Source organism: Stenotrophomonas sp. CASM110 (assembly GCF_049384345.1).
Lineage (GTDB): Bacteria > Pseudomonadota > Gammaproteobacteria > Xanthomonadales > Xanthomonadaceae > Stenotrophomonas > Stenotrophomonas muris.
In genome coordinates, this window is the sequence record NZ_JBMRGI010000003.1 from 225,901 (window position 1) to 247,014 (window position 21,114).

Below are 21,114 nucleotides of genomic sequence, written 5' to 3' on the forward strand. Positions count from 1 at the left end.
CCCCGAGGAAAACGTCATGGCACAGCATGACTACAGCAAAAAGGAAGTCCTGGACATCGTCGAGCAGGTCGCCCGGCAGAAGGGCATTCCGGTCGATGACTTCATGCGCTTCGCGCACATCGAGACCGGCGGCACGTTCAACGAACGCGCCCACAACACGTCGACCGGGGCCAAGGGCCTGTTCCAGTTCGTGCCCGGTTCGGCGCGCCAGTACCACCTGACCGGCCACGAGTTCGATCCGACCCGCAACACCGAAGCCGCCGCGCAGATGTACCAGGACAACCTGGGCTCGATGGCGCGCCGCAATGAGCGCACCGGCCACCCGTACCTGTCCGGCGGCGACACGCCGACCGGCCTGGACCTGTACCTGGCCCACCAGCAGGGCAGCGCCGGCTATGGCTCGGTGCAGACCGCGATCGCCACCGGCACCTTCGGCGTGGTCCGCAACGGCCATGGCGAAGAGATCAACATGCGCCGCAACGTGCTCAACCAGATCGGGTCCGATGCCAAGGCGCTGACCGGCCACACCCTGGCCGAAATGCGTGGCATGAACGACGGCGACCTGGCGCGGACCTTCTCCAGCTACTACATCCACAAGTACGCAGCGATCAGCATCCCGGAAAAGCACATCACGCCGCAGACCGTGGCACCGGGCCAGGCCCAGGCTCCAGGCACACCTGCGCAGACCGCCGCAGTGGGCGCCGCTGCGGCCACGCTGGCGGCGACCGCAACGGCTCCTGCTGCGCCGAAGCCGGGCATCGAACTGCACGCCGCGTACGACGCTGGCGTGAAGTACGACGATGTGAAGTACGCCATCAACATCCCGGGCCACGCGCTGTACGTGCCGGGCAAGACCGGCAAGAACGTGGACCAGGGCTACATCGATTGCTCCGGCTGGGTCGGCACCCTGCAGAACCGGACCATGGACGAGATCAACCAGAAGGCCGGGCACGCTGTCTTCAGCAAGGCCGACCGCATCGACCTGGGCAACCTCGGTTCCGGCGGCATCGTGCACAAGGCCGTCGAACAGTCCGGCGTGCTGCTCGAGCGCGACGCCATCCTCAAGCCCGGTGCGCTGAAGGAAGGCATGGTCATCGGCCTGGATACGGCCAGGACCCGCCACGAGCACTGGAATGGCATCGACCACATCGTGATGGTGGTGCGCGACCCGAACACCGACAAGCTGCTGATCAGCCAGTCCACCGGCAGCAAGGGCGTGCACACCATGCCGGTGGAGGATTACCTCAAGCAGGTGAAGGACCACCCGCACTGGAAGCTGTTCGCGTCGGACCCGTTGTCCAAGGCGCGCGACCTGCTGGAAAGCCGCACCCAATCGCATGAGCAGACCCAGGGCAAGCCTGCGGCCGAACACAAGGCCGCTGCCGCCCCGCACGCCGAGCTGTACAAGCCGGGCGCGCACGGCGAGGGCGTGCGCAAGGTGCAGGAGCAGCTGGGCCACCTCGGCTATGCCGGGGCCGACGGCAAGCCGCTGGCCGAGGACGGCCGCTTCGGCCGCAATACCGAAGCGGCGGTACGCCAGCTGCAGAAGGACAACGGGCTGGTTGCCGACGGCATCGTCGGTGCGAAGACGCTGGATGCGATCAAGGAGGCCCGCGAGCGCCCGCTGCTGAACGACGAGCGGCACCCGCGCAATCCGATGTACCTGCAGGCCACCGAAGGCCTGGAACGGATGCCGGCGGGCACCTTCAAGGACCGTCACGCGCTGGAAAGCGCCGCAGCGGCCCTGACCAGGGAGGCGCATGCCGCCGGCCTGCAGCGCATCGACGCGGTGGTGCCCAGCCCGAACGGTGAGCGCCTGTTCGCCGTGCAGGGCACGGTCGGTGACCCGGCGGCCAGCCGCGTTGCGGTGGAAACCCGCACCGCCAGCGAGCAGAGCATGGCGCTCAGCAGCGGCGCGGTGCAGGGCGCGCCGAACGTGCTGCACCAGCAGCAGGACGCGCAGCAGGAACAGACCCGCCAGGCGCAGAAGGCCATGGGCGTCTGAGCCCGCAGCGCCTTGCAGACCGGGAGGGGCCGCGCCATGCGCGGCCCTTTCCCTTTCTGCCAGCTGAGCGGTAAAAGCCACTTTCAGCCTTGCTTCATGCCGCCTGACGCTAGATGAATGCGCAAGCCGCCCGGTAGGCCAGGCAATGTTCCGGCAATGTTGGAACGCCAGCGTGGTCTCCACGGCAGCCGGGGCGCCCCGCGCCCTCCCTGCCCAGCGTGGCATGCACCTCACAGGAGAACCGAACATGCTCAGTACTTCCACACTCAGCTTCCGTGGTCTGGCGATGGCCCTGGCACTGGTTGCCGGTGTCGCCGTGGTCAGCGATGCCAGCGCGATGTCGAGGAAGGACAAGCGCACCCTGGTCGGCGCCGTGGTCGGTGGCGTGGCCGGCAACCTGCTGTCCAACGGCGACCCTGCGGCCACCGTCGGCGGTGCCGTGGCCGGCGGCGCGATCGGCAACCTGACCACCTCCGACCGCCGCGACCGCCGTTACTACGACAATCGCCGTTACGACGACCGCTACGATCGCCGTTACGACCGTGGCTACTACCGCAGTGGCTACTACGACCGTGGCGATGACCGCCGCTGGCAGCGTGAGCGTTACTACGACAACCGCTACTACCACGACCGCGGCCGCCATCGCGGCTGGTAAGCAGCGCCGACATACCGATGACGCGGAGACGGGCGGGTCGATGACCCGCCCGTTTGCGTTGGCCACGCGCATGGCGTTGAATGCGCAGCCTTGGATGTGACTTTCCCGATCGGACTGTGGCATGACGTCTTCCTCCCACCGCGTGCAGGGCCTCAACAACGACGAGGTCGCTGCCGACTGGCCACCGATCAGCGCGGCGGACATCGCGTGGCTGAGTACGCGTTACCCGCAGCTGGGCGGGCACAGCCAACCGCGCTGGCACAGCCCGCGGCCGCTGTCTGCCGCCGCCATCGTCAATGGCACGCGCGCACCGGTATTCATCAAGCGCCACCACCACAGCGTGCGCAGCGCGGCCTGTCTGGAAGAAGAACACCACTTCATCGCCCATCTCGCCGCCGCCGGCGTGCCAGTGGTGCAGGTGCTGCCGGCCACCGATGGCCACACTGCGGTCGAACGCGGCGAATGGACGTTTGAACTGCACGATGTCGGCGTGGGCGACGACCTGTATCGCGACGCGGTGTCGTGGTCGCTGTTGACCGATGTCGCGCAGGCCCGCGAAGCAGGGCGCACGCTCGCACAGCTGCACCGTGCCGCCGCCAGCTACCACGCGCCCCAGCGCAGCACCCATCTGCTGGTGGCGCGCGACGACCTGATCCGTGCCGACGATCCGATCGCCGCCATCAAGGCAGAACTGGATGAACGTCCCGGGCTGGCACGCTATCTCGCGCGCATTCCATGGGAAGCACAGCTGCAGCGCGACGTGCTGCCGTGGCACGCCGGTCTGGCCGAGCGCCTGCGCGCCGAGCCCCGGCTGTGGGCGCACAACGACTGGCATGTCTCCAACCTGCTGTGGCGCAACGGCGAGGTCAGCACCGTGCTGGATTTCGGCCTGGCGTCGCCCACCAGCGCGCTGTTCGACCTCGCCACCGCGATCGAGCGCAACGCAGTGGCGTGGCTGGAACTGGAGCGCGGCATGGAGGCGGTGCGCATCGATATCGCGCTGGCCCTGCTCGACGGCTACCGCGAGGTGCTGCCGTTGTCGGCGGCACGCGTGCACCTGCTGGCCGACCTGCTGCCAATGGTCCATTTCGACTTCGCACTGTCCGAAATGGAGTACTTCGAAGGTGTCACCCGCTCAACCGCGAATGCCGACGTGGCCTGGCAGCCCTTCATGCTGGGCCATCCGGCGTGGTTCCACAGCGCGCCGGGGCGGGCACTGCTGCAGGCCCTGCACGCCGTCGCGTGATCCGGTTGACGCAGCGTTGCGGTCAGATCCCTTTCCGCAGGAAAGGGATCTGACCCCGGCTGGCGCTCGCAAATCCGTACCATTTGTAGTGAAATGGTCACCTGAAGCGGGGGTGCCTGGATCTGCCAGGCTGAGAGAGTCCCTTGGAACCTGATCCGGTTTGCACCGGCGTAGGGAGCTTTGAGCCGCAGCCACACCCCCATCATGGGCCGGTGCACCTGCGCGCCGTCGCTTCGTCTCCCTTGTTGTCCGAAGACGAACCGAATGAACCGCTGCCTGCGCCCCACCCTGCTCTCACTCGCCCTCTGCGCCGCGCTGCCGCTGCATGCCAGCGAGGCCGAGGCCACCACCGATGCGGCTGCCACTGGTGCCGAACGCTCGCCGACCGAACTGGCGGCGGTGCGCGTGGAGGCCGGCAAGCCGAAGGCCGATACCTCGCGCGTGAATGCCTTCGGCGGCGGTTCGTGGAAGGACACGCCGGCTTCGGTGAACGTGCTCGAGCGCGACTATCTCGAACGTCGCCAGGTACGTTCGCTGTCCGAGCTGGCCAGCAACGATGCCTCGCTGGGTGATGCGTATGCACCTGTGGGCTACTACCAGAACATCGCCATCCGCGGCTTCGCGCTGGACGCCGCCACCGGCTACCGCTTCAACGGGCTGTCCATCGCCGGCGAGCAACGCTTGGCGCTGGAGAACGTGCAGTCGGTCGAGATCCTCAAGGGTGAAGCCGGCCTGGCGGCAGGGGTGATGGCGCCGGGCGGGATCATCAACTACATCGGCAAGCGCCCGGCTGAAGTACGCACCGCCACGCTCGGCACCGATTCGGAAGGCTCACGCTACGTCGCCGTCGATGTCGGCCACTGGATCACCCCGCGTTTCGGCCTGCGCCTGAATGCCGCATGGGACTCCAGCAATTCCTACGTCGCGCACGCCGATGGCCGCCGCAACTTCTACTCGCTGGCCGCCGACTGGCTGATCGGCGAGCGCGGCAAGCTGGAAGTGGATGCCAACTACCAGACCAGCTCGCAGCGCTCGGTGTCCGGCTACCAGCTGCTGGGCGCGCGTGACCTGCCGCGCGGTGTCGACCGCGAGCACCTGCTCGGCTACCAGCCGTGGCAGCGCCCGGTGGATATCGCCAGCACCAACATCACCGCGCTGCATACCTACGACTTCAACGATGCCTGGCAGTCGCGCGTCTCGGTCGGCCACAGCCGCTCGGTGATCGATGACAACGTCGCCTTCGCCTACGGCTGCTACTACGCCGTGCAGTGCGCCGATGGCAGCGTGCCAGGCAACTACTTCGCGCCCAACGGCGACTACGATGTCTACGACTACCGCAGCCCGGACGACACCCGCCGCAACCAGCAGGCCCGTGCCGAGCTGCGTGGCCGCTTCGAGACCGGCAGCGTCGGCCATCAGCTGACCCTCGGTGCCGACTACTTCCGCCGCACCGTGGACAAGCGCCCGAGCGTCAACGAGTACGTCGGCACCAGCAACATCCACGATCCGCAGGTGCCCGTATTCGCGCCGTCGCCGAAGATGCCGGGCCCCTCCGCACGGCGCCTGGACAGCCGCCAGACCGCGTTCTTCGCGCTGGACCGGATGAGCTTCGGTGATGACTGGCAGTGGCTGGCCGGTGGCCGCTTCGTGCGCCTGGACGAGCGCGCCTACGACAAGCGTGGCACCCCGCAGCGGCACAGCCGCCTGTCGCGCTTCCTGCCGCAGACCGCCGTGGTGTGGAAGGCCACCGACCAGCTCAACGCCTATGCCAGCTATGTGCGCGGCATTTCGCTGGGCCAGGAAGCGCCGTTCTGGACCAGCAATGCCGACACTTTCCTGCCGTCGGTGCAGTCGCGCCAGCTGGAAGTGGGCGTGAAGTACGTGCCGGTCGAAGCACTGACCTTGGGCGCGGCGGTGTTCCGCATCTCGCAGCCGTACCAGTACGCCAAGCCCGACAGCAGCGACGTCGGCTACACCTTCGTCGAGGAAGGCACGCAGACCCACACCGGCCTGGAGCTGACCGCCAACGGCCAGCTGACCGACGCACTGCAGATCGTGGCCAGCGCCAGCGTGCTGCAGGCGCGCGCGCGCGACACCGGCACGCCGGCCTATGAAGGCCATCAGCTGGTGAACGTGCCGAAGGTACGCGCCAGCGTGCACGTGGCCTACGCGCTGCCGTTCGTGCAGGGCCTGGACGTGACCGGTGGCTGGCGCTATGCCGGTGCCAACGTGGCACGCGCCGATGGTGGCGTGCGCGCGCCGGACTACTCGGTGTTCGATGCCGGCCTGCGCTTCCAGCATCGCCTGCACGAACGCGCGGTGACCTGGAACCTGTCGGTGGACAACGTATTCAACCGCTTCTACTGGCGCGATACCGGCAGCAGCGGCGGTGACTACTACCTGTTCCCCGGTGCACCGCGACAGGCCCGCCTGTCGGTGACGTTCGCGCTGTGAGCGGCGTGATGCTGGAGTGGACCGCCGCGCTGTGCAGCATCCTCGGCGTCTGGCTGATGGCCCGGCGCCGGCTGGCAGCGTGGCCGGTGGGCCTGCTGTCGGTGGCGCTGTATGGGCTGGTGTTCGCCGAGGCCAAGCTGTACTCGGACACCCTGCTGCAGGTCGCCTTCGGTGGCTTCCTGGTCTATGGCTGGCTCAACTGGCGGCAGCACGCCGCCGATGAGGGCAGCATCCGCATCGTGCCACTGGCACGCAGCACGCTGCTGCGCGACCTGGCCTTCGGCCTGTGCGGTGGCGTGGCGCTGGGTGCGGCCATGCACACCTTCACCGATGCCGCGCTGCCCTGGCTGGACGCGATGCTGACCGCGCTGAGCCTGGTCGGCCAGTGGTGGCAGGCACGCCGCCACGTGGCCTGCTGGTGGGTGTGGATCGCGGTGGACGTGGTCTATGTGGGTGCGTACCTGTTCAAGTCGCTGCACGTGACCGCGGCACTGTACGTGTTCTTCCTCGGCCTGGCCGTGTTCGGCCTGCGCGCATGGAGCGCCGCCGCGCGTGAACCGCAGGTGGCAACGCGGTAGCGCCACGCCATGCGCGGCCGGGCTACCGGTAGTCGCCAACCTGGGTTGGTGCGCGCCTGCCGACCAAGGTCGGCATCTACCCACCACATCCACGCATGGCGTGGATCTACTTCGGCTCCAGCAACAGGCCCAGGCGCAGCGGCTGGCGCATGTCGGCCGGCGGTGCCGCCTGCAACGGCGCGGCCTGCAGCGTCGCGCGCAGGTCGGCGTCGACCTGGGCATCGCCCAGGCTGTCGAATTCCAGTTTCGAAATACGGCCATCCGCCGCGATCCACACGCTCACCGGCAGCGGTGCCGGTGTGTCAGGGTGCGCCTGCAACCACGCCAGCACACGCTGCGCCTGCGGGTCCTGTTCCTGCTGCAGGCGCTGCTGCAGCTGGCCACCCACGGCGGCGGCGTAGGCCATCCAGTGCGCGGGGGCTTCCTGCGCGGGAACGTTGGCACTCCCCAGTGCCAACGCGCCGAACACCGCGGCCAGACGCCGCCACCAGCGGCGCATGCCGGTCCTGTTCCCTGCCATGGCCATCGCCTGCCTCCTGCACTCCCATCCAGCGCGCCATGGTCGGCGCCCTAGATGACAGGCAGATGGCGGCCGGCGATGGCCCGGCGCGATCACTCGCCCAGGTCGGCCAGCACCTTGCGCGAGGGTGCGAAGAAGGTCACGCCGGTGGTGGCGGTGGAGAAATCGAGGATGCGGTCGTGCAGCGGTGCGGGATTGCCGATGAACATGCGCTCGAGCATCGTCTCGATCACCCAAAGGCGGCGCGTGTAGCCGATGAAGTAGGTGCCGTACTCGCCGCGGCCCGGGTTGGCGAACGGCATGTTGTCACGCAGGATCTCGTGCTCGCCGTCGGCGTCCTCGATGGTGCACAGCGTCTTGTGCGATTTCTGTGCATCGGCCGGCGCATCGTCCAGCTCGATGTTGTCGTGCTTGGTACGGCCGATGATCGCCTCCTGCGCCTCGGTCTTCTGCGCGCGCCAGGCATCGAGGTTGTGCAGGTACTTCTGCACCACCACGTAACTGCCGCCGGCATGTTCCGGGTCTTCCTCACCCACGATCGTGGCTTCCGGCAGCGACAGCCCCTCCGGGTTGGCGGTGCCATCGACGAAGTCGAGCAGGTCGCGGCCATCGAAGTAGCGGAAGCCGGCCACGTCATCGACCGCTTCAACCGCATCGCCAAAGGCCAACAGCAGATTGCGCTCGAACGCCACGATCAGGTCCATGGTGCGTGCGCGGATGTGGTACAGCAGGTCACCGGGCGTGGACACGGCCGTGTGGGTCGCACCCTTGATCTCGCGGAACGGTGCCAGCTCGCGCGGCGGCGTGGTGCCCACCAGCGGCTGCCACACGCGATGGCCGATGGCCACGTTGCAGGTAAACGTGCGCTCGATCTCGCGGATGGCGGTGTTCTTGATCAGATCATCGGTGCTGGCCAGCACCTCGCGCGCCTTGGCGATCGACGCCTCGTCATCCTTCACCCTCAGCACCAGGAACGCCGCCGAATGGGTGAGCGGCGCAGTGATCTGCTGCGGCTCGTTGTCGAGCGTGTGGTTGAGGGCGGTGATCGGTGCGGGCTGGGAGTTCACGGCGGTTCCTGCTGGCTTGAGGCGGACGCATCGCGTGTGGCGATGTGCGGGCGATCATAGCGGAACCGCCTGACCGGGGACGGAGCGGTTCTCGTTCCGTCCACCGGCGAAGGTACGAAGACCTCAGTCCACATCACTCCAGACCGCCAGTTCGTAGCCATCCAGATCGCGGAAGTGGAAGCGGCGGCCCCCGGGGAAGGCGAACACCGCCTGCACCACTTCGCCACCGGCGGCGACCACGCGCTGCTGTGCGTCGGCCAGGTCCGCGCAGTACAGGATCACCAGCGGTCCTCCGTGAGCACGCAACGGCGCGTCAGACACGAAGCCGCCCTTCAGCCGGCCATCGTCGAACTCGGTGTAGGACGGACCATAGTCGGTGAACTGCCAGCCGAACACCTCGCCGTAGAAGCGTTTGCTGCGGGCGATGTCGGCGACGTTGAATTCGATGTTGTCGATGCGGCGTTCGGCTTCGTGGGTAGCTTCGTGGCTCATGAGGTTGCTCCGTGATTGGAACCCCAGCTTCGGTCAGCGCGGCACGGCGGTCTTGAACAAAACGGCCATCATTGTCCCCACTCCAGGCGCAGCTCGCTGGCGGTCATGCCAGTCAGCTCGCGCGCCTCGCGGCTGAGATGGGCCTGGTCGGCATAGCCGGCATCAGCGGCCAGCATCGCCAACGAATGCTGTGGCAGCGCGCGACTCTGGCGCAGGAAACGTTGCAGCCGCAGGATCCGCTCCAGCGTCTTGGCGCCGTAGCCGAACTGCGACTGGCTGAAACGCCGCAGGCTGCGCGGGCTCAGGCCCAACTGCGCCGCCAGCGTATCCAGCGTGGCATTACCCGCGGCGAGCGCTTGGAACAGGACATGGGCGCGCTGCGCCGGCGTATCGAGCGCGGCCGCACCCATGTGCTGTTGCAGGCAGTGCGCCATCCGCAGCAGGCGCTGTGCAGGCGCGGTGTCGCCGATGGAGGCCGCCGCCTTGTTCGCCCACGCGCCCTTCAGATCAGCCAGTGGCACGGCCTGGCCGATGATCCCGGCCAAAGGCAGGCCCAGCGCGGCCAATGCCTGGCCGGGGCGGAAGCGTGCGCCCAGCACCTGCGCACCGGGTGCCAGCGCCGGGTGCGCGGCCACACGGTCCGGGCCGACGACGAACAGCGCACCGTCGCGCCAGAGGATATCCACGCAGCCATCGGGCAATACGGTGATGTGCCCATCGGCATCGGCAGGAAGCTGGCTCTGCCACAGCTGGCCAAAGTGGCCGCGCAGCGGCGCAGGCGTCAGATGTTCCTGGTAGGTCGTGCCGGTGCCTGCAAGAGAGGAAGGGTCGCCCATGCCGCATTGTGGCGCCACGGGGCCCATAAAAGTGAAGCCCGGCGCGAGGCCGGGCTTCGGTTGGCGTGTGGGAGAGAGAGAGAGTCACACGCCAGCACAACACGCACTAACGACAGGCGTTTGTTACCAGGTGAAGCGCGGGCCCACGAACCACTCGCGGTCGCCGGCCTTGGCCAGCTTCACTTCGCCACTCAGGCCCCAGTTCTGGTTGAACTTGGCGGTGGCGCCGACGCGGCCGTAGAACTCGCCGTCCGGGTTGATGCCGTGCTTCTTGGTGTAGTCCTCGTAGCCGGCCATCACGTAGCCTTCCACGTACGGGTTGAACGCGGTGCGCACGCCGACTTCGGTCGAATAGCCGTTGAAGTCCAGGCCATGCTTCATATCGAACTTCTGGTACGCAACGCGGGCCACCAGGTCGGTGTTCGGTGCGATGCCGTAGTTGTAGCCGGCACCGATGCGCCACTGGTCGACGTCATTCTTGAACTTGTCGGTCTCCTGCGCGCTGTAGTCGCCGAAGATGTGGAAGTTCGGGTGCACCGCCACGGAACCCTTCACCTTCCAGCCATCGGCGTCGCCGCCCTTGGCATCGGTGTTCACGTAGCCGCCTTCAACGTAGTTGTACGACAGGCCGTCGGTTGCCGATGCAGCGAACGGCAGGGCAGCCAGGAGACCCAGGGCGAGCAGCGAATTCTTGTTCATCGGGACACACCTTTAATTATTTTGGTTTCGTCGGCCGCCTCCCGGGAGGGGGAGAGAGAGGAGGCGGTCGACAGGTGTGAATTATCCGTTAGGGGGTCTAATCGACCCTGAATATTGAACTGACTGGTGTATAAATAAGGCTGACGTTCAGGGAACTCCACATGCAGCACGCGTCCGTCGCATCACTGCTGTTTCCGCCCCATGCGCGCCGCGCGGTGCGGGTGCTGCTGCTCGTCGCCCTTCCGATGATGCAGCTGCCAGCCAACGCGGCCGAGCGCGCCCAACCTTCTGCACGCATCGTGGTACAGACAGACGATGTCACGCGTTTCTTCAGCGTGCTGGATGCCACTGGAGGAAAACCAAGTGCCGAAGACCTGCAGCGCGGCTATCTGGACACCGGCACGGAGGCATTGCGCAGCTTCACCGACAGCCGCATCGGATCAATGGAGCGTTTGGCCAGGGCCATCCAGGACAAGCCGGCGTTGTTCGCCAGGGCGCGGACCTGTGCAGCGGCATTGCCGGCGATCCGCGCGCGGGTTGCCGACGCACTCGATCGGTTGGGCACGCTGCTCCCCACTGCACGTTTTCCTCCGGTCACCGTGCTGGTCGGGCGGGGTAACAGCGGCGGCGTCACCACCGAAGATGGTGTGGTGATCGGACTGGAAGCACTGTGCAACGCCGACTGGATGCAGCCTGACGTCGGCGATCGTTTCGTGCACCTGATCGCCCATGAGTACGTGCACGTGCAACAGCCCGGTGCGAGCGTCGATGTCGCGCAGCCCACCCTGCTCTATCAGACGTTGCTTGAAGGCGGCGCCGAGTACGTGGGTGAACTGATCTCGGGGCAACCGGCCAACGCGCATCTGCGTCGCTGGGCCCAGGGCCGCGAATGTGCGCTGGAGCGCGCGTTCGTACAGGACAGTGGGGGCACCGATCTTTCGAAGTGGCTGTACAACGGCCCCGGCGATGAAGCACGACGTGGAGATCTCGGATACTGGGTCGGCTACCGCATCGCGCGCAGCTATGTTTCCCGCGCGCCAGACAGGACCAGGGCCATCGCCACGCTGCTGGATGTGCGGCCCGACACCGCCGCGACCGTGTTCGAGGCGAGTGGATGGACGCCTGCCTGCACTGCTGCCAAAGGCGTGGAAACGCAAGTGCTGTGAGCGCCGCTTCATACTGATGAATTGGCGACCTTGAACAGGCACAAGGCACGCCGCCGACGTAGATCAGCTCGCCTGATCCCGCTTGTTAATGTTGGGTCAGGGGCCGGCTTCACAGTGCTTCCACGTATTCAAATTCCAGCTGAAAGCGCTTGGTAGCGGCGGGAACAAACGCCGCTATATTCCAGCTTCCCCAGACGAAGGAGGGAGTGCAATGAACCTGAACCCGCAACACATGAAGACGGCCCGCGCACTTGCTGTAGCGCTCATCGCCACCGTCAGCCTTGGCGCCTGCGCGTCATACAAGAACGAGTTTGCCACCATCAACTCGCGTCTCGATCAGCTCGACGTCAAGGTGCAGGGCGCTGCGCAGAGCGCGGAGTCCGCCAACCAGTCCGCACAGCAGGCCAATCAGCGCCTGGACCAGATCGAAGGTCGCGTGCAGCAGCTTGAAAGGGCACCTGCCGGCCGCAAGCCGCGCGGGTAATCGCTCCCTCACCTTTTGAATTGATCCACCTCTGTATCGGGTGTATCGGGGACCCAGTGGCCTTCGCCGGCCACTGGCATCCTTCCACCCACGATTGCATTGCAAGGAGCCGTCCCATTCGTACTTCCCCCTCCCCTGCACGCCGCGCCCTCCATGCCTCCCTGGCCATGGCACTGGCCGTTGCGTGCAGCGGCGTAGCCAACGCCAGGGACAAGGACGCACCTGCACCATCGGTCGCCGCCGTCGATGAACTTCCGCCCGACCAGAGCGTGTCCGAGACAGTGATCGAGCTGGCCGGCTGGGTGGTCGCCAGCAAGGACAACCAGGGCTATCCGTTTGCGGTCATGGACAAGGCGGCGGCGCAGGTTCTGGTCTTCGGCGGTGACGGCAAGCTGCGCGGCGCCGCACCGGCGCTGTTTGGGTCGGCGATCGGCGACCATTCCGCACCGGGCGTCGCCAAGCTCGCACTGAGCGCGATTCCCGGCCACGACCGCACCACGCCTGCCGGCCGCTTCATTGGCGGTTACGGCCCGTCCGACGATGCCGGACGCGTGCTGTGGGTGGACTACGATTCCGCCGTGTCGATGCACCCGCTGCCGCCGGGCAGCCCGAAGGAAAAGCGCGCCGAGCGGTTGGCATCGCCCTCGCCGGACGACAACCGCGTCACCCACGGCTGCATCAATGTCTCGCCCGCGTTCTACGAGCAGATCGTGCAGTCCACGTTCGAGAAGGGCGGCGTGTTCTACATCCTGCCGGACAAGGATTCGATCGCGAAGACGTTCCCGGAGTTCGCGCAGAGCCGTGCCGTCACAGATGGCAACCAAAAGAAGACCGCACAGCACGCTGGCGAGTAGTGCGTTTGTGCGTCCGCCCTGGGCGTTGTGGGCACATGCCGCCCGCCGGGCGGCTGCGATGCACAGTCTGCTCATGGAGAGTCGCCTGCGTGTGAGGCGTGGTGCCCCCGAGGCCCGGCACGCTGGCATACTGCGCCCGTAGACGATCCTGCGAGGCAATGTCTGCCTCGTCCATGAGGCCGCCGGTGGACCCACTCTTCCAGTTTCTGCTGAGCACGATGGGAGGCGTATTCGTCTTCCTGTTCTTCGTGGCGCGCGACTACCTGCGTGGCTTGGGGTGGCTGCTCGGTTCCTGGGATCCGAACATGGGGCACGCGACCGAAGATGCGCTCATTTCGAAGGCCAATCGCAGCGCCTTGCTGATTGCGGCGGTGCTTCTGGCGTGGGCCTTCATGGGCCCTTCTCCCTACCGCCGCAACTGGGAAATCGAAGTAATAGGCATCGGCACCGGCATGTTGCTGGCCTATGTGGTGATCATCCGCCTTGCAGCTTCAAGGGTGAAGAGGCTGCTTGGGTGAGCGTGCCTCACATCGGCACCAATGAGGATCAGGAAGCCGTAGCCTCTGCAGCCCGCGCCAATGCCGCGGCGTGGGCGTCGCCCTTCCGCTCGCTGTAACGGTCTACCAGGTAGTCCGACCGGCCCCGCGTCAGCAGGGTGAACTTCACCAGCTCTTCCATCACATCCACCACCCGATCGTAGTACGGCGAGGGCTTCATCCGGCCGTCGTCATCGAATTCCTGCCAGGCCTTGGCCACCGACGACTGGTTGGGGATGGTCAGCATGCGCATCCAACGACCAAGCACGCGCAACGCGTTGACCGTGTTGAACGACTGCGAGCCGCCGCTCACCTGCATCACCGCCAGCGTCCTGCCCTGCGTGGGCCGCACGCTGCCATCTTCCAGCGGCAACCAGTCGATCTGGTTCTTGAACACGCCGGTGACCGTGCCATGCCGCTCGGGGCTGACCCATACCTGGCCTTCCGACCACTGCGACCATTCGCGCAGTCGCTGCACTTCAGGGTGGTGCGGGTCCACGCTGTCCAGCATCGGCAGCGCATGCGGATCGAACACCCGGGTTTCGCACCCCAGGTGGCGCAGCAGCCGCTCGGCTTCCAGCGCCAGCTTGCGGCTGAACGACTGGGGCCGCAACGAGCCGTAGAGCAGGAGAATGCGTGGCGGCCCCAGATCTGCCGCGGCGAGCTGGTGATGATTGGGCTGGGGCAATGACGATTCCACCAGGTTGGGCAGGTCCAGGCTTGTGATAGGCTCATTCATTCGATTATTCTAGAAATATGGAAACATCGAATGCAATCTCCGCCCTGACCGCCCTCGGTCATGCCACCCGGCTGGCTGCCTTCCGCCTGCTGGTGGAGGCCGGCCCGGCAGGGCGCATGGCGGGCGACATCGTTACGGCCCTGCAGGTGCCCCCAGCCACGCTCAGCTTCCACCTGAAGGAGCTGGTGCAGGCCGGGCTGGTGGAGAGCGAGAACCAGGGCCGCAACGTCTGCTACCGCGCCAACTTCGATGCCATGAACGGCTTGATCGAGTACCTCACGCACAACTGTTGCGCGGGCTCACCCAGCAACCAGTGCGTCCCCGCCGAACCCGCCTGCAAGTGCTGATACCGCACACGACCCACCCCATCGAAGCGATTGCCACATGACCCGCAATATCCTGTTCCTCTGCACCGGCAACAGCGCGCGCAGCGTGCTGGCTGAAGCCACCCTGCGCGCCTGGGACAGCGATCGCTTCAGGGCATTCAGTGCGGGCAGCCAGCCCACCGGCCAGGTCAATCCGTTCGCGCTGGCACAACTGCATGCCGAAGGAATGCCCGTTGAAGGGCTGCGCAGCAAATCATGGGACGAGTTCGTGGATGCAGCGCCCATGGACCTGGTCATCACCGTGTGTGATGCGGCCGCTGCCGAAGCTTGCCCAGTGGTGTTCGGTGACTTCATCCGCAGCCATTGGGGCCTGCCCGATCCGGCCGCCGTGGCAGGCAGCGATGCCGACAAGGCCGCAGCCTTCGCGCTGGCCCATGCCATCGTGAAAACCCGCCTGCGTGCGCTGCTCGCACTGCCCGAATCGGTGTGGTCCGAACGCGAAGCGCTGCAGCACGCGCTGGACCGGATCGGCCAGCTGTTGCCGACCGACGGCGCGCAGTGACGGTGCCACTGCCATGAGCCTGTTCGAGCGACACCTGACCCTGTGGGTTGTGCTGTGCATTGCGATGGGCACGCTGCTGGGCCACGTCCTGCCCGGTGCCTTCGCGGTGCTGGCGTCCGCCGAAGTGGCCAAGGTCAATCTGCCGGTTGCGGTGCTGATCTGGCTGATGATCATCCCGATGCTGCTGAAGGTCGACTTCCGCGCGATGCGCCAGTTGCAGCAACACTGGAAGGGCATCGGGGTAACACTGTTCATCAACTGGGCCGTGAAGCCGTTCTCGATGGCGCTGCTGGGCTGGCTGTTCCTGCGCCATGCCTTCGCCGACTGGCTGCCCGCAGCACAGATCGACAGCTACATCGCCGGGCTGATCCTGCTGGCAGCCGCACCCTGCACCGCCATGGTGTTCGTGTGGAGCAACCTGTGCCGCGGTGATGCCAACTTCACCCTGAGCCAGGTGGCGTTGAACGACGCGATCATGGTGGTTGCCTACGCGCCGGTGGTCGCACTGCTGCTCGGCCTGTCGGCGATCACCGTACCGTGGGATACGCTGTTGCTGTCCGTTGGTCTCTACATCGTGGTGCCGGTGCTGGCTGCTGCACTGCTGCGGCACTGGATCCTTTTGCGCAGCGGCGAGGCGGGCCTGCAACTCACGCTTCGAAGGTTGGGGCCGCTGTCCCTGTCCGCGCTGCTGCTGACGCTGGTGGTGCTGTTCGGGTTCCAGGGCCAGCAGATCGTGAAGCAACCGCTGGTAATCGCGCTGATTGCCGTGCCGATCCTGATCCAGGTCTATTTCACCTCGGGCCTGGCCTACCTGCTCAACCGTCGGCTGGGCGTGGCACATTGCGTGGCCGGCCCGTCAGCGCTTATTGGTGCCAGCAACTTCTTCGAACTGGCGGTGGCGACTGCGGTGGGACTGTTCGGCGTGCATTCCGGGGCGGCGCTGGCGACGGTGGTGGGCGTGCTGATCGAGGTGCCGGTCATGCTGTCCGTGGTGCGCATCGTCAACCGTACTCAGGCCTGGTACGAAAGACCCCAAGAGCGCTGACAACCAGAGTGGGGCGAGTTCGATTTACGTTCTTCGCTCCGCACTGTCGTCATCGGCTTGGTGGGGTACCCATATCCCTGTCATCAAGTTCGAACCATGTCGCATATTCCCCCCATGCTGCTACGGACGTTGCGGCGCCTGCGTCTGCGACGACTTAACAGCATGCAAGAATGCTGAAAGCGTCTTTGATCGAACGCTGTTTGCAACTCGTCTGATTGGCGTTTCGCAGCGACGGCGGTACAGATGGCGTGCCACCGGAAAAAGGTGGCCGGGCCTCGAAAACCCGTGGCAATGCGTACGTTGTATGCGCCTGCCCGTCGGCGTCACCCAGTGTGGCGCCGGCGGGCAATTCGTCTGCCGACTATGGCGGGCGGAGCGTGGAGGCCTTGTGCCTGCCGGCCTTGTACGCACTGTCCCGGTTTTCGAGCCACGTCTCCGCCCGCCACCTTTGCGTGGCGGCTACCGTCTGTCCTGCACGGGGCACTGCCATGACATCACCGGACTTCCCACGCCTGCATCCGCATCGCTCATCCGCCACTGGCGGTGGGCCGCCAGAGCACGCGGCTGCGACCGATCCGAATGCCTTCATCGCCACGCTTCACCGCATCGGCAAAGGCGCGGCCGCCGACGGCCAGCCCTGGCCAGAGCGTCACCAGATGCCGGGCCGCTGCATGGCGCTGGCCGATGCGGACTGTGCACTGGCCGGCCAACGCGTGACGCTGGAGCTGCTGCTGGCGGCCGAGCGCGTGCGTCAGAACGGCACGGAGGCCGAGTACGTGGGCGACCGGGTGATGGAAGGGCTGATCCTGGCGTGCCTGACCATGAACGCACAGGCCAGCGCGCGCATGCAGCCGGAAGGATGAGGCGGGCACCACATCACTCGCAGAGCGCGCTGTCTTCCTTCAACGCGGCATCCTGCAGTGGCTGGCGTTGTTCAATCTGCGCACGTTGTTCCGCCGTCGGCTCGCCCAGCCACCACACACGACAGCGCGCGGTAAGACGGCCGACCATCTTCGCCTCCGTCGGCGAATACAGCATCGCCAACGCGGTGCCGGGGCAGTCGTGGGCCTGGCAGGCGGTATAGAACCACCACGGCTCGCCCTGCAGCACCAGCAGCTCACCAGGACCGCTGGGCCCGCTCAACAGGCGTTCGCGCAGCGATGGAATCTCCCTGTCAGCGGATTCGGCTGCGGCTGTGTCCTTCATCAGGGCGTTGAACGCGGCCAGCACCTTCGGGTCCTTGCGGCCGCAGTCGTCCACGGTATTGCCGCCCACCAGGGTGAAGAAATGCGTCGCCAGCGGGTTGTCCACGCAGGTGAGTTCGCCGCCGGCACTCGGGTCTTCCGGTTCGCCTTCGTTGTCCCACACCGAGGGATCCACGCCATCTTCGATGGATGGCGCCTTCTCGCCCACCGTTGCCGTGGCCGCAGGTGCTTCTGTGGCCGGTGCTGGTGCGGCTGGTGCTGCATCGGGTGCCGGTGCCTGCCCGCAGGCGGCCAGCAATGCGACCGTCAGTGCCATCCCTGTGATTCGAATCTTCATTCCCCGTCCTTGTCTGATCTGCGCTGCATCCACCAAATCGGCGGCCGCGTGATTCTAACCAGCACCGTGCCAGGATGCGTTCGTAGCGTCCCGTCATCGCCTGGAGCCGGACGCATGCGCCGTACACGACTCGCCAAGATCTTCTGCAGTGCCCTGCGGCTGGCATCGCCGGCAATTGCCCACGATGCAGAAAACGCGAAGCCTGCACGGCCTCTCCCGGGCGCAGCCCTGCCCGCACCGCTGGAGCGCGTACTACGCGATTACGAGCGGGCGTGGCGCTCGGCGGATGCCAGGGCATTGGCTGCGCTGCTTGCCGAGGATGGTTTTGTACTGCAGAGCAACCAGCCGCCGGTGCGCGGGCGTACTGCGATCGAGGCCGCGTATGCCGGCCAGGGCGGCAGTCCGTTGCGGCTGCGGGCGTTGGCTCACTCGGTGGAGGGCAACAGGGGCTACATCATTGGTGCGTATCGCTACGGCAGCAACGAGGGGGACACCGGCAAGTTCACGCTGACGCTGAAGCGCGTGGGCGACGGGCCGTGGTTGATCTTCTCGGACATGGACAACACCAGCGCGCCGCCACGGGCGCGGTGATTGCCGCCGTCGGGCGCCAACCAAGGTTGGCAGCTACCAGAAGCGGGTTCGGCAGTAGATCCACGCCATGCGTGGATGGCTCGCGCACATAAAAAACCCCGGCACGTGGCCGGGGTTTTTCGATTCACTTGAACAGCGTGTCCGGGTATTCCGGTTTCTGTTCCCGCGCCAGCAGTGCGCGCAGGCCTTCTTCCGGGGTCTGCTCGCCGTGCAGCACGGCACGCACGCCGTCGGAGATCGGCAGGTCGATGCCATGGCGGCGTGCCTGTCGCATCACTTCGTCGGCGGTCTGCACCGACTCGACCACCTGGCCGATTTCGCGCACGGCATCCTGCAGCGTCTGGCCACGGCCCAGGGCCAGGCCCAGGCGACGGTTGCGCGACAGATCGCCGGTGCAGGTCAGCACCAGATCGCCCAGGCCGGCCAGGCCCATCAGCGTTTCCGGCTTGGCGCCGATCGCCGCAGCCAGGCGCAGCATTTCATTGAGACCGCGGGTGATCAGGCCGGCACGGGCGTTGAGGCCCAGCTGCATGCCATCGGCCACGCCGGTGGCCACCGCCAGCACGTTCTTCATCGCACCGCCCAGCTCGGCACCGACCATGTCGTCGCCGGTGTAGGCGCGGAACGCCGGGCCATGCATCGCCTCGGCCACCGTCTGCGCGAACTCGGGCACGTCGCCGTGCACGGTGATCGCGGTGGGCAGGCCCTGGGTTACTTCCTTGGCGAACGATGGCCCGGTGACGACGGCCAGCGGCACGTCCTCGCCCAGCACTTCGCGCGCCACTTCATGCAGGAAACGGCCCGAACCGGGTTCGAAGCCCTTGGTGGCCCAGGCCACGCCGGCACCGGCCGGACGCAGCGGCGCCAGCGCACGCACGGTTTCACCGAAGGCATGCGACGGGGTCACCACCAGGATCCAGGCCGCGCCTTCCACCGCCGACGCCAGGTCGGTGGTGGCACGCAGGCTGTCCGGCAGCGGGATGCCCGGCAGGTAGCGCGGGTTCTCGTGGCGCTGGTCGATGGCCTCGACCACGGCAGCGTCGCGCCCCCACAGCACGGTCGGGTGACCGTGCCGTGCGAGCAGGCTGGCCAGCGCGGTTCCCCAGGAACCGGCGCCCAGCACGGCGATCTTGTCAGCGGGAGTGCTCATCCGTGACGTCGCGGCAGGAATCAGGCGTTGCCAGCCGGCTCGGAGTCAGCCAGCGACGGTGCGTCGCCCTGCTCCTGGCGCTGGCGCAGGGTTTCTGCGTACAGGCCTTCGAAGTTGATCGGCTGCAGGAAGAACGGCGGGAAGCCGCCGGCCTGGATCAGGTCGCTGATCAGCTGGCGCACGTACGGGAACAGGATGTTCGGGCACTGGGTGCCAAGCAGCACGTCGATCGACTGCGGGTCCAGGCCGACCAGGCCGAACACGCCTGCCTGCTTCACTTCGGCCACGTAGGCGGTGCGCTCACCGGCCTGGCAGGTCAGGGTCACGGCCAGCACGACTTCGAAGGCGTTCTCACCCAGGCGCTGCACCTGCTGGTTCAGGTTCAGCTGCAGCTCCGGCTGCACCTGATCATTGAAGATGGTCGGGGCGTTCGGCGACTCGAAGGAGACGTCCTTGACGTAGATCTTCTCGACGGTGAAAGCGGGGCCGGTGGCGGCATCGACCGGCGCAGCAGCGCCGTTGGTGATCTCTTCGGACATTTCCAGTAACTCCAATGAATGCAATGAAAACGATGGTCGAATTACTGCGATGGGGGCGGGATCAGGCCCATACAAGGCCGGATCCGCCACCTGCGGCAATCAGTTGCGGCCCTTGACCAGCGGCAGCTCGGCCTGCTGCCAGGCGGGAATGCCGCCGTCGAGCACGTAGACCTTCTCGAAGCCGGCCTTCTTCAGCGCCTTGGCGGCGGTTTCCGAGGCGTTGCCGCTGCGGCACACCAGCACCACCGGCGACTGCTTGGCGTTGGCCACCAGCTTGTGGTCCGGGCCGAAGGCACTGGCCTGGGCGTTGCGGCTGCCGGCAATGTGGCCCTTCTCGAAGTCACCGCTGGCCGACAGGTCGACCACCACCGTGCCGCCCGCGTTGATCAACTGGGTCAGTTCGGCGGGCTTGATGCCCTTGAAGCCCCGGAACAGGCGGCGGATCTCGGTGACGATGATGGCCACGGTCAGGCCGACCAGGGCCGCGGACAGCATCGGGTTTCGGCCTGCAAAGGCCAGCAACTCTTCGTAATTCACTCAGGTCACGGGTCGATTAAGCGGGCGCCGATTGTCGCACAAGCCGGACGCGGCCCGTCACTGCCCCTTCCACAGGTCCGGCAGGCCGGCGGTCTGCCACCAGCGCTTGGCTTCCGGGTCCCAGCGCCAGCGCTCGACCACGACCACCGTGCGCTCGGCCTGGGTGTTCTGGTTGATCACCCCGATTTCGACCCGGCGCTCGACCAGTCCCCCGTCCAGTGAGGCACTGCTGCGCTCGCGGTAGGACGACACGCGCAGCTGCGCGTAACGGTTGAGCTCGAACTCGGTGGGCGGCTTTTCCTTGCGCAGCTTGGGGTCGAGGTAGCCGATGGCATCGTCCATGCTGCCCCAGCGGATGGTCGCCCCGTAGGCGATCTGGGTCTCTTCCAGCAGCTTGCGCTGCTTGCGGCTGAGGTCGTCGGCCGAGGCCACGGCACTGGCCAGCAGCAGGGAACAGATCAGGAACTGGATCAGGCGGCGCATCAGTGGTT

25 protein-coding genes and 1 riboswitch are annotated in these 21,114 nt (G+C 66.6%); of the genes, 14 read left to right on the top strand and 11 right to left on the bottom strand.

From position 1 onward, the window contains the following. Window positions 1-16 precede the first annotated feature (16 nt). The 5 genes from VG561_RS03770 (at window position 17) to pnuC (ending at window position 6,938) form a co-directional block, all read left to right on the top strand. Entirely contained in the window at window positions 17-2,005 is a 1,989-nt protein-coding gene (locus VG561_RS03770) for a peptidoglycan-binding protein (RefSeq protein WP_041864013.1), read from the top strand. A gap of 247 nt (window positions 2,006-2,252) precedes the next feature. After that, entirely contained in the window at window positions 2,253-2,660 is a 408-nt protein-coding gene (locus tag VG561_RS03775; RefSeq protein WP_014645533.1) for a glycine zipper 2TM domain-containing protein, read from the top strand. A 121-nt stretch (window positions 2,661-2,781) separates the two neighbouring features. Continuing rightward, window positions 2,782-3,906, top strand: coding sequence for a phosphotransferase enzyme family protein (locus VG561_RS03780; protein WP_423179379.1), 1,125 nt, complete (start codon window positions 2,782-2,784; stop codon window positions 3,904-3,906). A 98-nt stretch (window positions 3,907-4,004) separates the two neighbouring features. Then, window positions 4,005-4,100: riboswitch (TPP riboswitch) on the top strand. Window positions 4,101-4,170: 70 nt separating this feature from the next. Beyond that, window positions 4,171-6,360, top strand: a complete 2,190-nt coding sequence (locus VG561_RS03785) for a TonB-dependent receptor (protein WP_423179380.1) — start codon at window positions 4,171-4,173, stop codon at window positions 6,358-6,360. Window positions 6,361-6,368: 8 nt separating this feature from the next. Beyond that, entirely contained in the window at window positions 6,369-6,938 is a 570-nt protein-coding gene (gene pnuC / locus VG561_RS03790) for a nicotinamide riboside transporter PnuC (protein ID WP_423179381.1), read from the top strand. Between the two features lie 106 nt (window positions 6,939-7,044). On the opposite strand, the gene VG561_RS03795 is transcribed toward pnuC, so the two are convergent. From VG561_RS03795 to VG561_RS03815, 5 genes are all read right to left on the bottom strand, one after another. Continuing rightward, on the bottom strand, window positions 7,045-7,464 hold the full coding sequence (locus tag VG561_RS03795) for a hypothetical protein (protein WP_423179382.1): 420 nt from the start codon (window positions 7,462-7,464) through the stop codon (window positions 7,045-7,047). Window positions 7,465-7,550: 86 nt separating this feature from the next. Beyond that, window positions 7,551-8,525, bottom strand: coding sequence for a Dyp-type peroxidase (locus VG561_RS03800; protein ID WP_423179383.1), 975 nt, complete (start codon window positions 8,523-8,525; stop codon window positions 7,551-7,553). 123 nt (window positions 8,526-8,648) lie between these two features. Beyond that, complete coding sequence (locus tag VG561_RS03805) at window positions 8,649-9,017, bottom strand: VOC family protein (protein ID WP_032959386.1); 369 nt, start codon at window positions 9,015-9,017, stop codon at window positions 8,649-8,651. A 68-nt stretch (window positions 9,018-9,085) separates the two neighbouring features. Then, on the bottom strand, window positions 9,086-9,853 hold the full coding sequence (locus tag VG561_RS03810) for a helix-turn-helix transcriptional regulator (RefSeq protein WP_142235518.1): 768 nt from the start codon (window positions 9,851-9,853) through the stop codon (window positions 9,086-9,088). A gap of 123 nt (window positions 9,854-9,976) precedes the next feature. Next, entirely contained in the window at window positions 9,977-10,552 is a 576-nt protein-coding gene (locus tag VG561_RS03815; protein WP_005411880.1) for an Ax21 family protein, read from the bottom strand. 161 nt (window positions 10,553-10,713) lie between these two features. Here VG561_RS03815 and VG561_RS03820 point away from each other — a divergent pair, with 161 nt between their 5' ends. The 4 genes from VG561_RS03820 to VG561_RS03835 all read left to right on the top strand — a co-directional run bounded on the left by VG561_RS03820 (window position 10,714) and on the right by VG561_RS03835 (window position 13,574). Continuing rightward, window positions 10,714-11,718 (top strand): DUF2268 domain-containing putative Zn-dependent protease, encoded by a 1,005-nt coding sequence (locus tag VG561_RS03820; RefSeq protein ID WP_423179384.1) that lies wholly within the window; start codon window positions 10,714-10,716, stop codon window positions 11,716-11,718. A gap of 211 nt (window positions 11,719-11,929) precedes the next feature. Beyond that, window positions 11,930-12,202: a hypothetical protein gene (locus VG561_RS03825; protein WP_010487149.1), complete on the top strand. Its 273-nt coding sequence runs from the start codon at window positions 11,930-11,932 to the stop codon at window positions 12,200-12,202. A 167-nt stretch (window positions 12,203-12,369) separates the two neighbouring features. Further along, the gene (locus VG561_RS03830) at window positions 12,370-13,056 is read left to right on the top strand and encodes a L,D-transpeptidase (protein ID WP_014645514.1); all 687 of its coding nucleotides are present in this window, start codon (window positions 12,370-12,372) and stop codon (window positions 13,054-13,056) included. A gap of 185 nt (window positions 13,057-13,241) precedes the next feature. Further along, window positions 13,242-13,574 (top strand): hypothetical protein, encoded by a 333-nt coding sequence (locus tag VG561_RS03835; protein WP_260439449.1) that lies wholly within the window; start codon window positions 13,242-13,244, stop codon window positions 13,572-13,574. 28 nt (window positions 13,575-13,602) lie between these two features. Here the strand turns inward: VG561_RS03835 and arsH are convergent, their stop codons facing one another. Next, window positions 13,603-14,331, bottom strand: a complete 729-nt coding sequence (gene arsH / locus VG561_RS03840) for an arsenical resistance protein ArsH (protein WP_049441739.1) — start codon at window positions 14,329-14,331, stop codon at window positions 13,603-13,605. A gap of 17 nt (window positions 14,332-14,348) precedes the next feature. Here arsH and VG561_RS03845 point away from each other — a divergent pair, with 17 nt between their 5' ends. From VG561_RS03845 to VG561_RS03860, 4 genes are all read left to right on the top strand, one after another. After that, the gene (locus VG561_RS03845; protein ID WP_423179385.1) at window positions 14,349-14,678 is read left to right on the top strand and encodes an ArsR/SmtB family transcription factor; all 330 of its coding nucleotides are present in this window, start codon (window positions 14,349-14,351) and stop codon (window positions 14,676-14,678) included. 37 nt (window positions 14,679-14,715) lie between these two features. Next, complete coding sequence (locus tag VG561_RS03850) at window positions 14,716-15,219, top strand: arsenate reductase ArsC (protein WP_142235517.1); 504 nt, start codon at window positions 14,716-14,718, stop codon at window positions 15,217-15,219. Between the two features lie 13 nt (window positions 15,220-15,232). After that, on the top strand, window positions 15,233-16,264 hold the full coding sequence (arsB, locus tag VG561_RS03855) for an ACR3 family arsenite efflux transporter (RefSeq protein ID WP_014645509.1): 1,032 nt from the start codon (window positions 15,233-15,235) through the stop codon (window positions 16,262-16,264). Between the two features lie 488 nt (window positions 16,265-16,752). Continuing rightward, entirely contained in the window at window positions 16,753-17,127 is a 375-nt protein-coding gene (locus VG561_RS03860; RefSeq protein ID WP_049441737.1) for a hypothetical protein, read from the top strand. Between the two features lie 13 nt (window positions 17,128-17,140). On the opposite strand, the gene VG561_RS03865 is transcribed toward VG561_RS03860, so the two are convergent. Further along, window positions 17,141-17,806 carry a hypothetical protein gene (locus VG561_RS03865; protein WP_142235516.1) on the bottom strand — a complete coding sequence of 222 codons (666 nt, stop codon included), beginning with the start codon at window positions 17,804-17,806 and terminating at the stop codon, window positions 17,141-17,143. Between the two features lie 114 nt (window positions 17,807-17,920). Here VG561_RS03865 and VG561_RS03870 point away from each other — a divergent pair, with 114 nt between their 5' ends. Next, window positions 17,921-18,397 (top strand): YybH family protein, encoded by a 477-nt coding sequence (locus tag VG561_RS03870; RefSeq protein ID WP_032959355.1) that lies wholly within the window; start codon window positions 17,921-17,923, stop codon window positions 18,395-18,397. Between the two features lie 124 nt (window positions 18,398-18,521). Here VG561_RS03870 and VG561_RS03875 read toward each other — a convergent pair whose 3' ends face one another. The 4 genes from VG561_RS03875 to VG561_RS03890 all read right to left on the bottom strand — a co-directional run bounded on the left by VG561_RS03875 (window position 18,522) and on the right by VG561_RS03890 (window position 21,106). Next, window positions 18,522-19,547, bottom strand: a complete 1,026-nt coding sequence (locus VG561_RS03875) for an NAD(P)H-dependent glycerol-3-phosphate dehydrogenase (protein WP_005420929.1) — start codon at window positions 19,545-19,547, stop codon at window positions 18,522-18,524. Window positions 19,548-19,567: 20 nt separating this feature from the next. Beyond that, a complete protein-coding gene (secB, locus tag VG561_RS03880) occupies window positions 19,568-20,086 on the bottom strand; it encodes a protein-export chaperone SecB (RefSeq protein ID WP_005407596.1) in 519 nt (172 codons plus the stop codon). Window positions 20,087-20,185: 99 nt separating this feature from the next. Further along, a complete protein-coding gene (locus VG561_RS03885) occupies window positions 20,186-20,623 on the bottom strand; it encodes a rhodanese-like domain-containing protein (RefSeq protein ID WP_014645505.1) in 438 nt (145 codons plus the stop codon). Between the two features lie 57 nt (window positions 20,624-20,680). Next, window positions 20,681-21,106: a hypothetical protein gene (locus VG561_RS03890; protein WP_014035526.1), complete on the bottom strand. Its 426-nt coding sequence runs from the start codon at window positions 21,104-21,106 to the stop codon at window positions 20,681-20,683. Window positions 21,107-21,114: the final 8 nt, after the last annotated feature.

Excerpts from the sequence above, each read along its gene's own strand:
- VG561_RS03875 (WP_005420929.1), bottom strand. The coding sequence starts at position 19,547 with ATGAGCACTCCCGCTGACAAGATCGCCGTGCTGGGCGCCGGTTCCTGG.
- VG561_RS03825 (WP_010487149.1), top strand. The coding sequence starts at position 11,930 with ATGAACCTGAACCCGCAACACATGAAGACGGCCCGCGCACTTGCTGTA.
- VG561_RS03860 (WP_049441737.1), top strand. The coding sequence starts at position 16,753 with ATGACATCACCGGACTTCCCACGCCTGCATCCGCATCGCTCATCCGCC.
- VG561_RS03890 (WP_014035526.1), bottom strand. The coding sequence starts at position 21,106 with ATGCGCCGCCTGATCCAGTTCCTGATCTGTTCCCTGCTGCTGGCCAGT.
- VG561_RS03850 (WP_142235517.1), top strand. The coding sequence starts at position 14,716 with ATGACCCGCAATATCCTGTTCCTCTGCACCGGCAACAGCGCGCGCAGC.
- secB (WP_005407596.1), bottom strand. The coding sequence starts at position 20,086 with ATGTCCGAAGAGATCACCAACGGCGCTGCTGCGCCGGTCGATGCCGCC.
- VG561_RS03785 (WP_423179380.1), top strand. The coding sequence starts at position 4,171 with ATGAACCGCTGCCTGCGCCCCACCCTGCTCTCACTCGCCCTCTGCGCC.
- VG561_RS03795 (WP_423179382.1), bottom strand. The coding sequence starts at position 7,464 with ATGGCCATGGCAGGGAACAGGACCGGCATGCGCCGCTGGTGGCGGCGT.
- VG561_RS03830 (WP_014645514.1), top strand. The coding sequence starts at position 12,370 with ATGGCACTGGCCGTTGCGTGCAGCGGCGTAGCCAACGCCAGGGACAAG.
- arsH (WP_049441739.1), bottom strand. The coding sequence starts at position 14,331 with ATGAATGAGCCTATCACAAGCCTGGACCTGCCCAACCTGGTGGAATCG.
- pnuC (WP_423179381.1), top strand. The coding sequence starts at position 6,369 with ATGCTGGAGTGGACCGCCGCGCTGTGCAGCATCCTCGGCGTCTGGCTG.
- VG561_RS03820 (WP_423179384.1), top strand. The coding sequence starts at position 10,714 with ATGCAGCACGCGTCCGTCGCATCACTGCTGTTTCCGCCCCATGCGCGC.
- VG561_RS03805 (WP_032959386.1), bottom strand. The coding sequence starts at position 9,017 with ATGAGCCACGAAGCTACCCACGAAGCCGAACGCCGCATCGACAACATC.
- VG561_RS03870 (WP_032959355.1), top strand. The coding sequence starts at position 17,921 with ATGCGCCGTACACGACTCGCCAAGATCTTCTGCAGTGCCCTGCGGCTG.
- VG561_RS03865 (WP_142235516.1), bottom strand. The coding sequence starts at position 17,806 with ATGAAGATTCGAATCACAGGGATGGCACTGACGGTCGCATTGCTGGCC.
- VG561_RS03810 (WP_142235518.1), bottom strand. The coding sequence starts at position 9,853 with ATGGGCGACCCTTCCTCTCTTGCAGGCACCGGCACGACCTACCAGGAA.
- VG561_RS03845 (WP_423179385.1), top strand. The coding sequence starts at position 14,349 with ATGGAAACATCGAATGCAATCTCCGCCCTGACCGCCCTCGGTCATGCC.
- VG561_RS03775 (WP_014645533.1), top strand. The coding sequence starts at position 2,253 with ATGCTCAGTACTTCCACACTCAGCTTCCGTGGTCTGGCGATGGCCCTG.
- VG561_RS03770 (WP_041864013.1), top strand. The coding sequence starts at position 17 with ATGGCACAGCATGACTACAGCAAAAAGGAAGTCCTGGACATCGTCGAG.
- VG561_RS03780 (WP_423179379.1), top strand. The coding sequence starts at position 2,782 with ATGACGTCTTCCTCCCACCGCGTGCAGGGCCTCAACAACGACGAGGTC.
- VG561_RS03815 (WP_005411880.1), bottom strand. The coding sequence starts at position 10,552 with ATGAACAAGAATTCGCTGCTCGCCCTGGGTCTCCTGGCTGCCCTGCCG.
- arsB (WP_014645509.1), top strand. The coding sequence starts at position 15,233 with ATGAGCCTGTTCGAGCGACACCTGACCCTGTGGGTTGTGCTGTGCATT.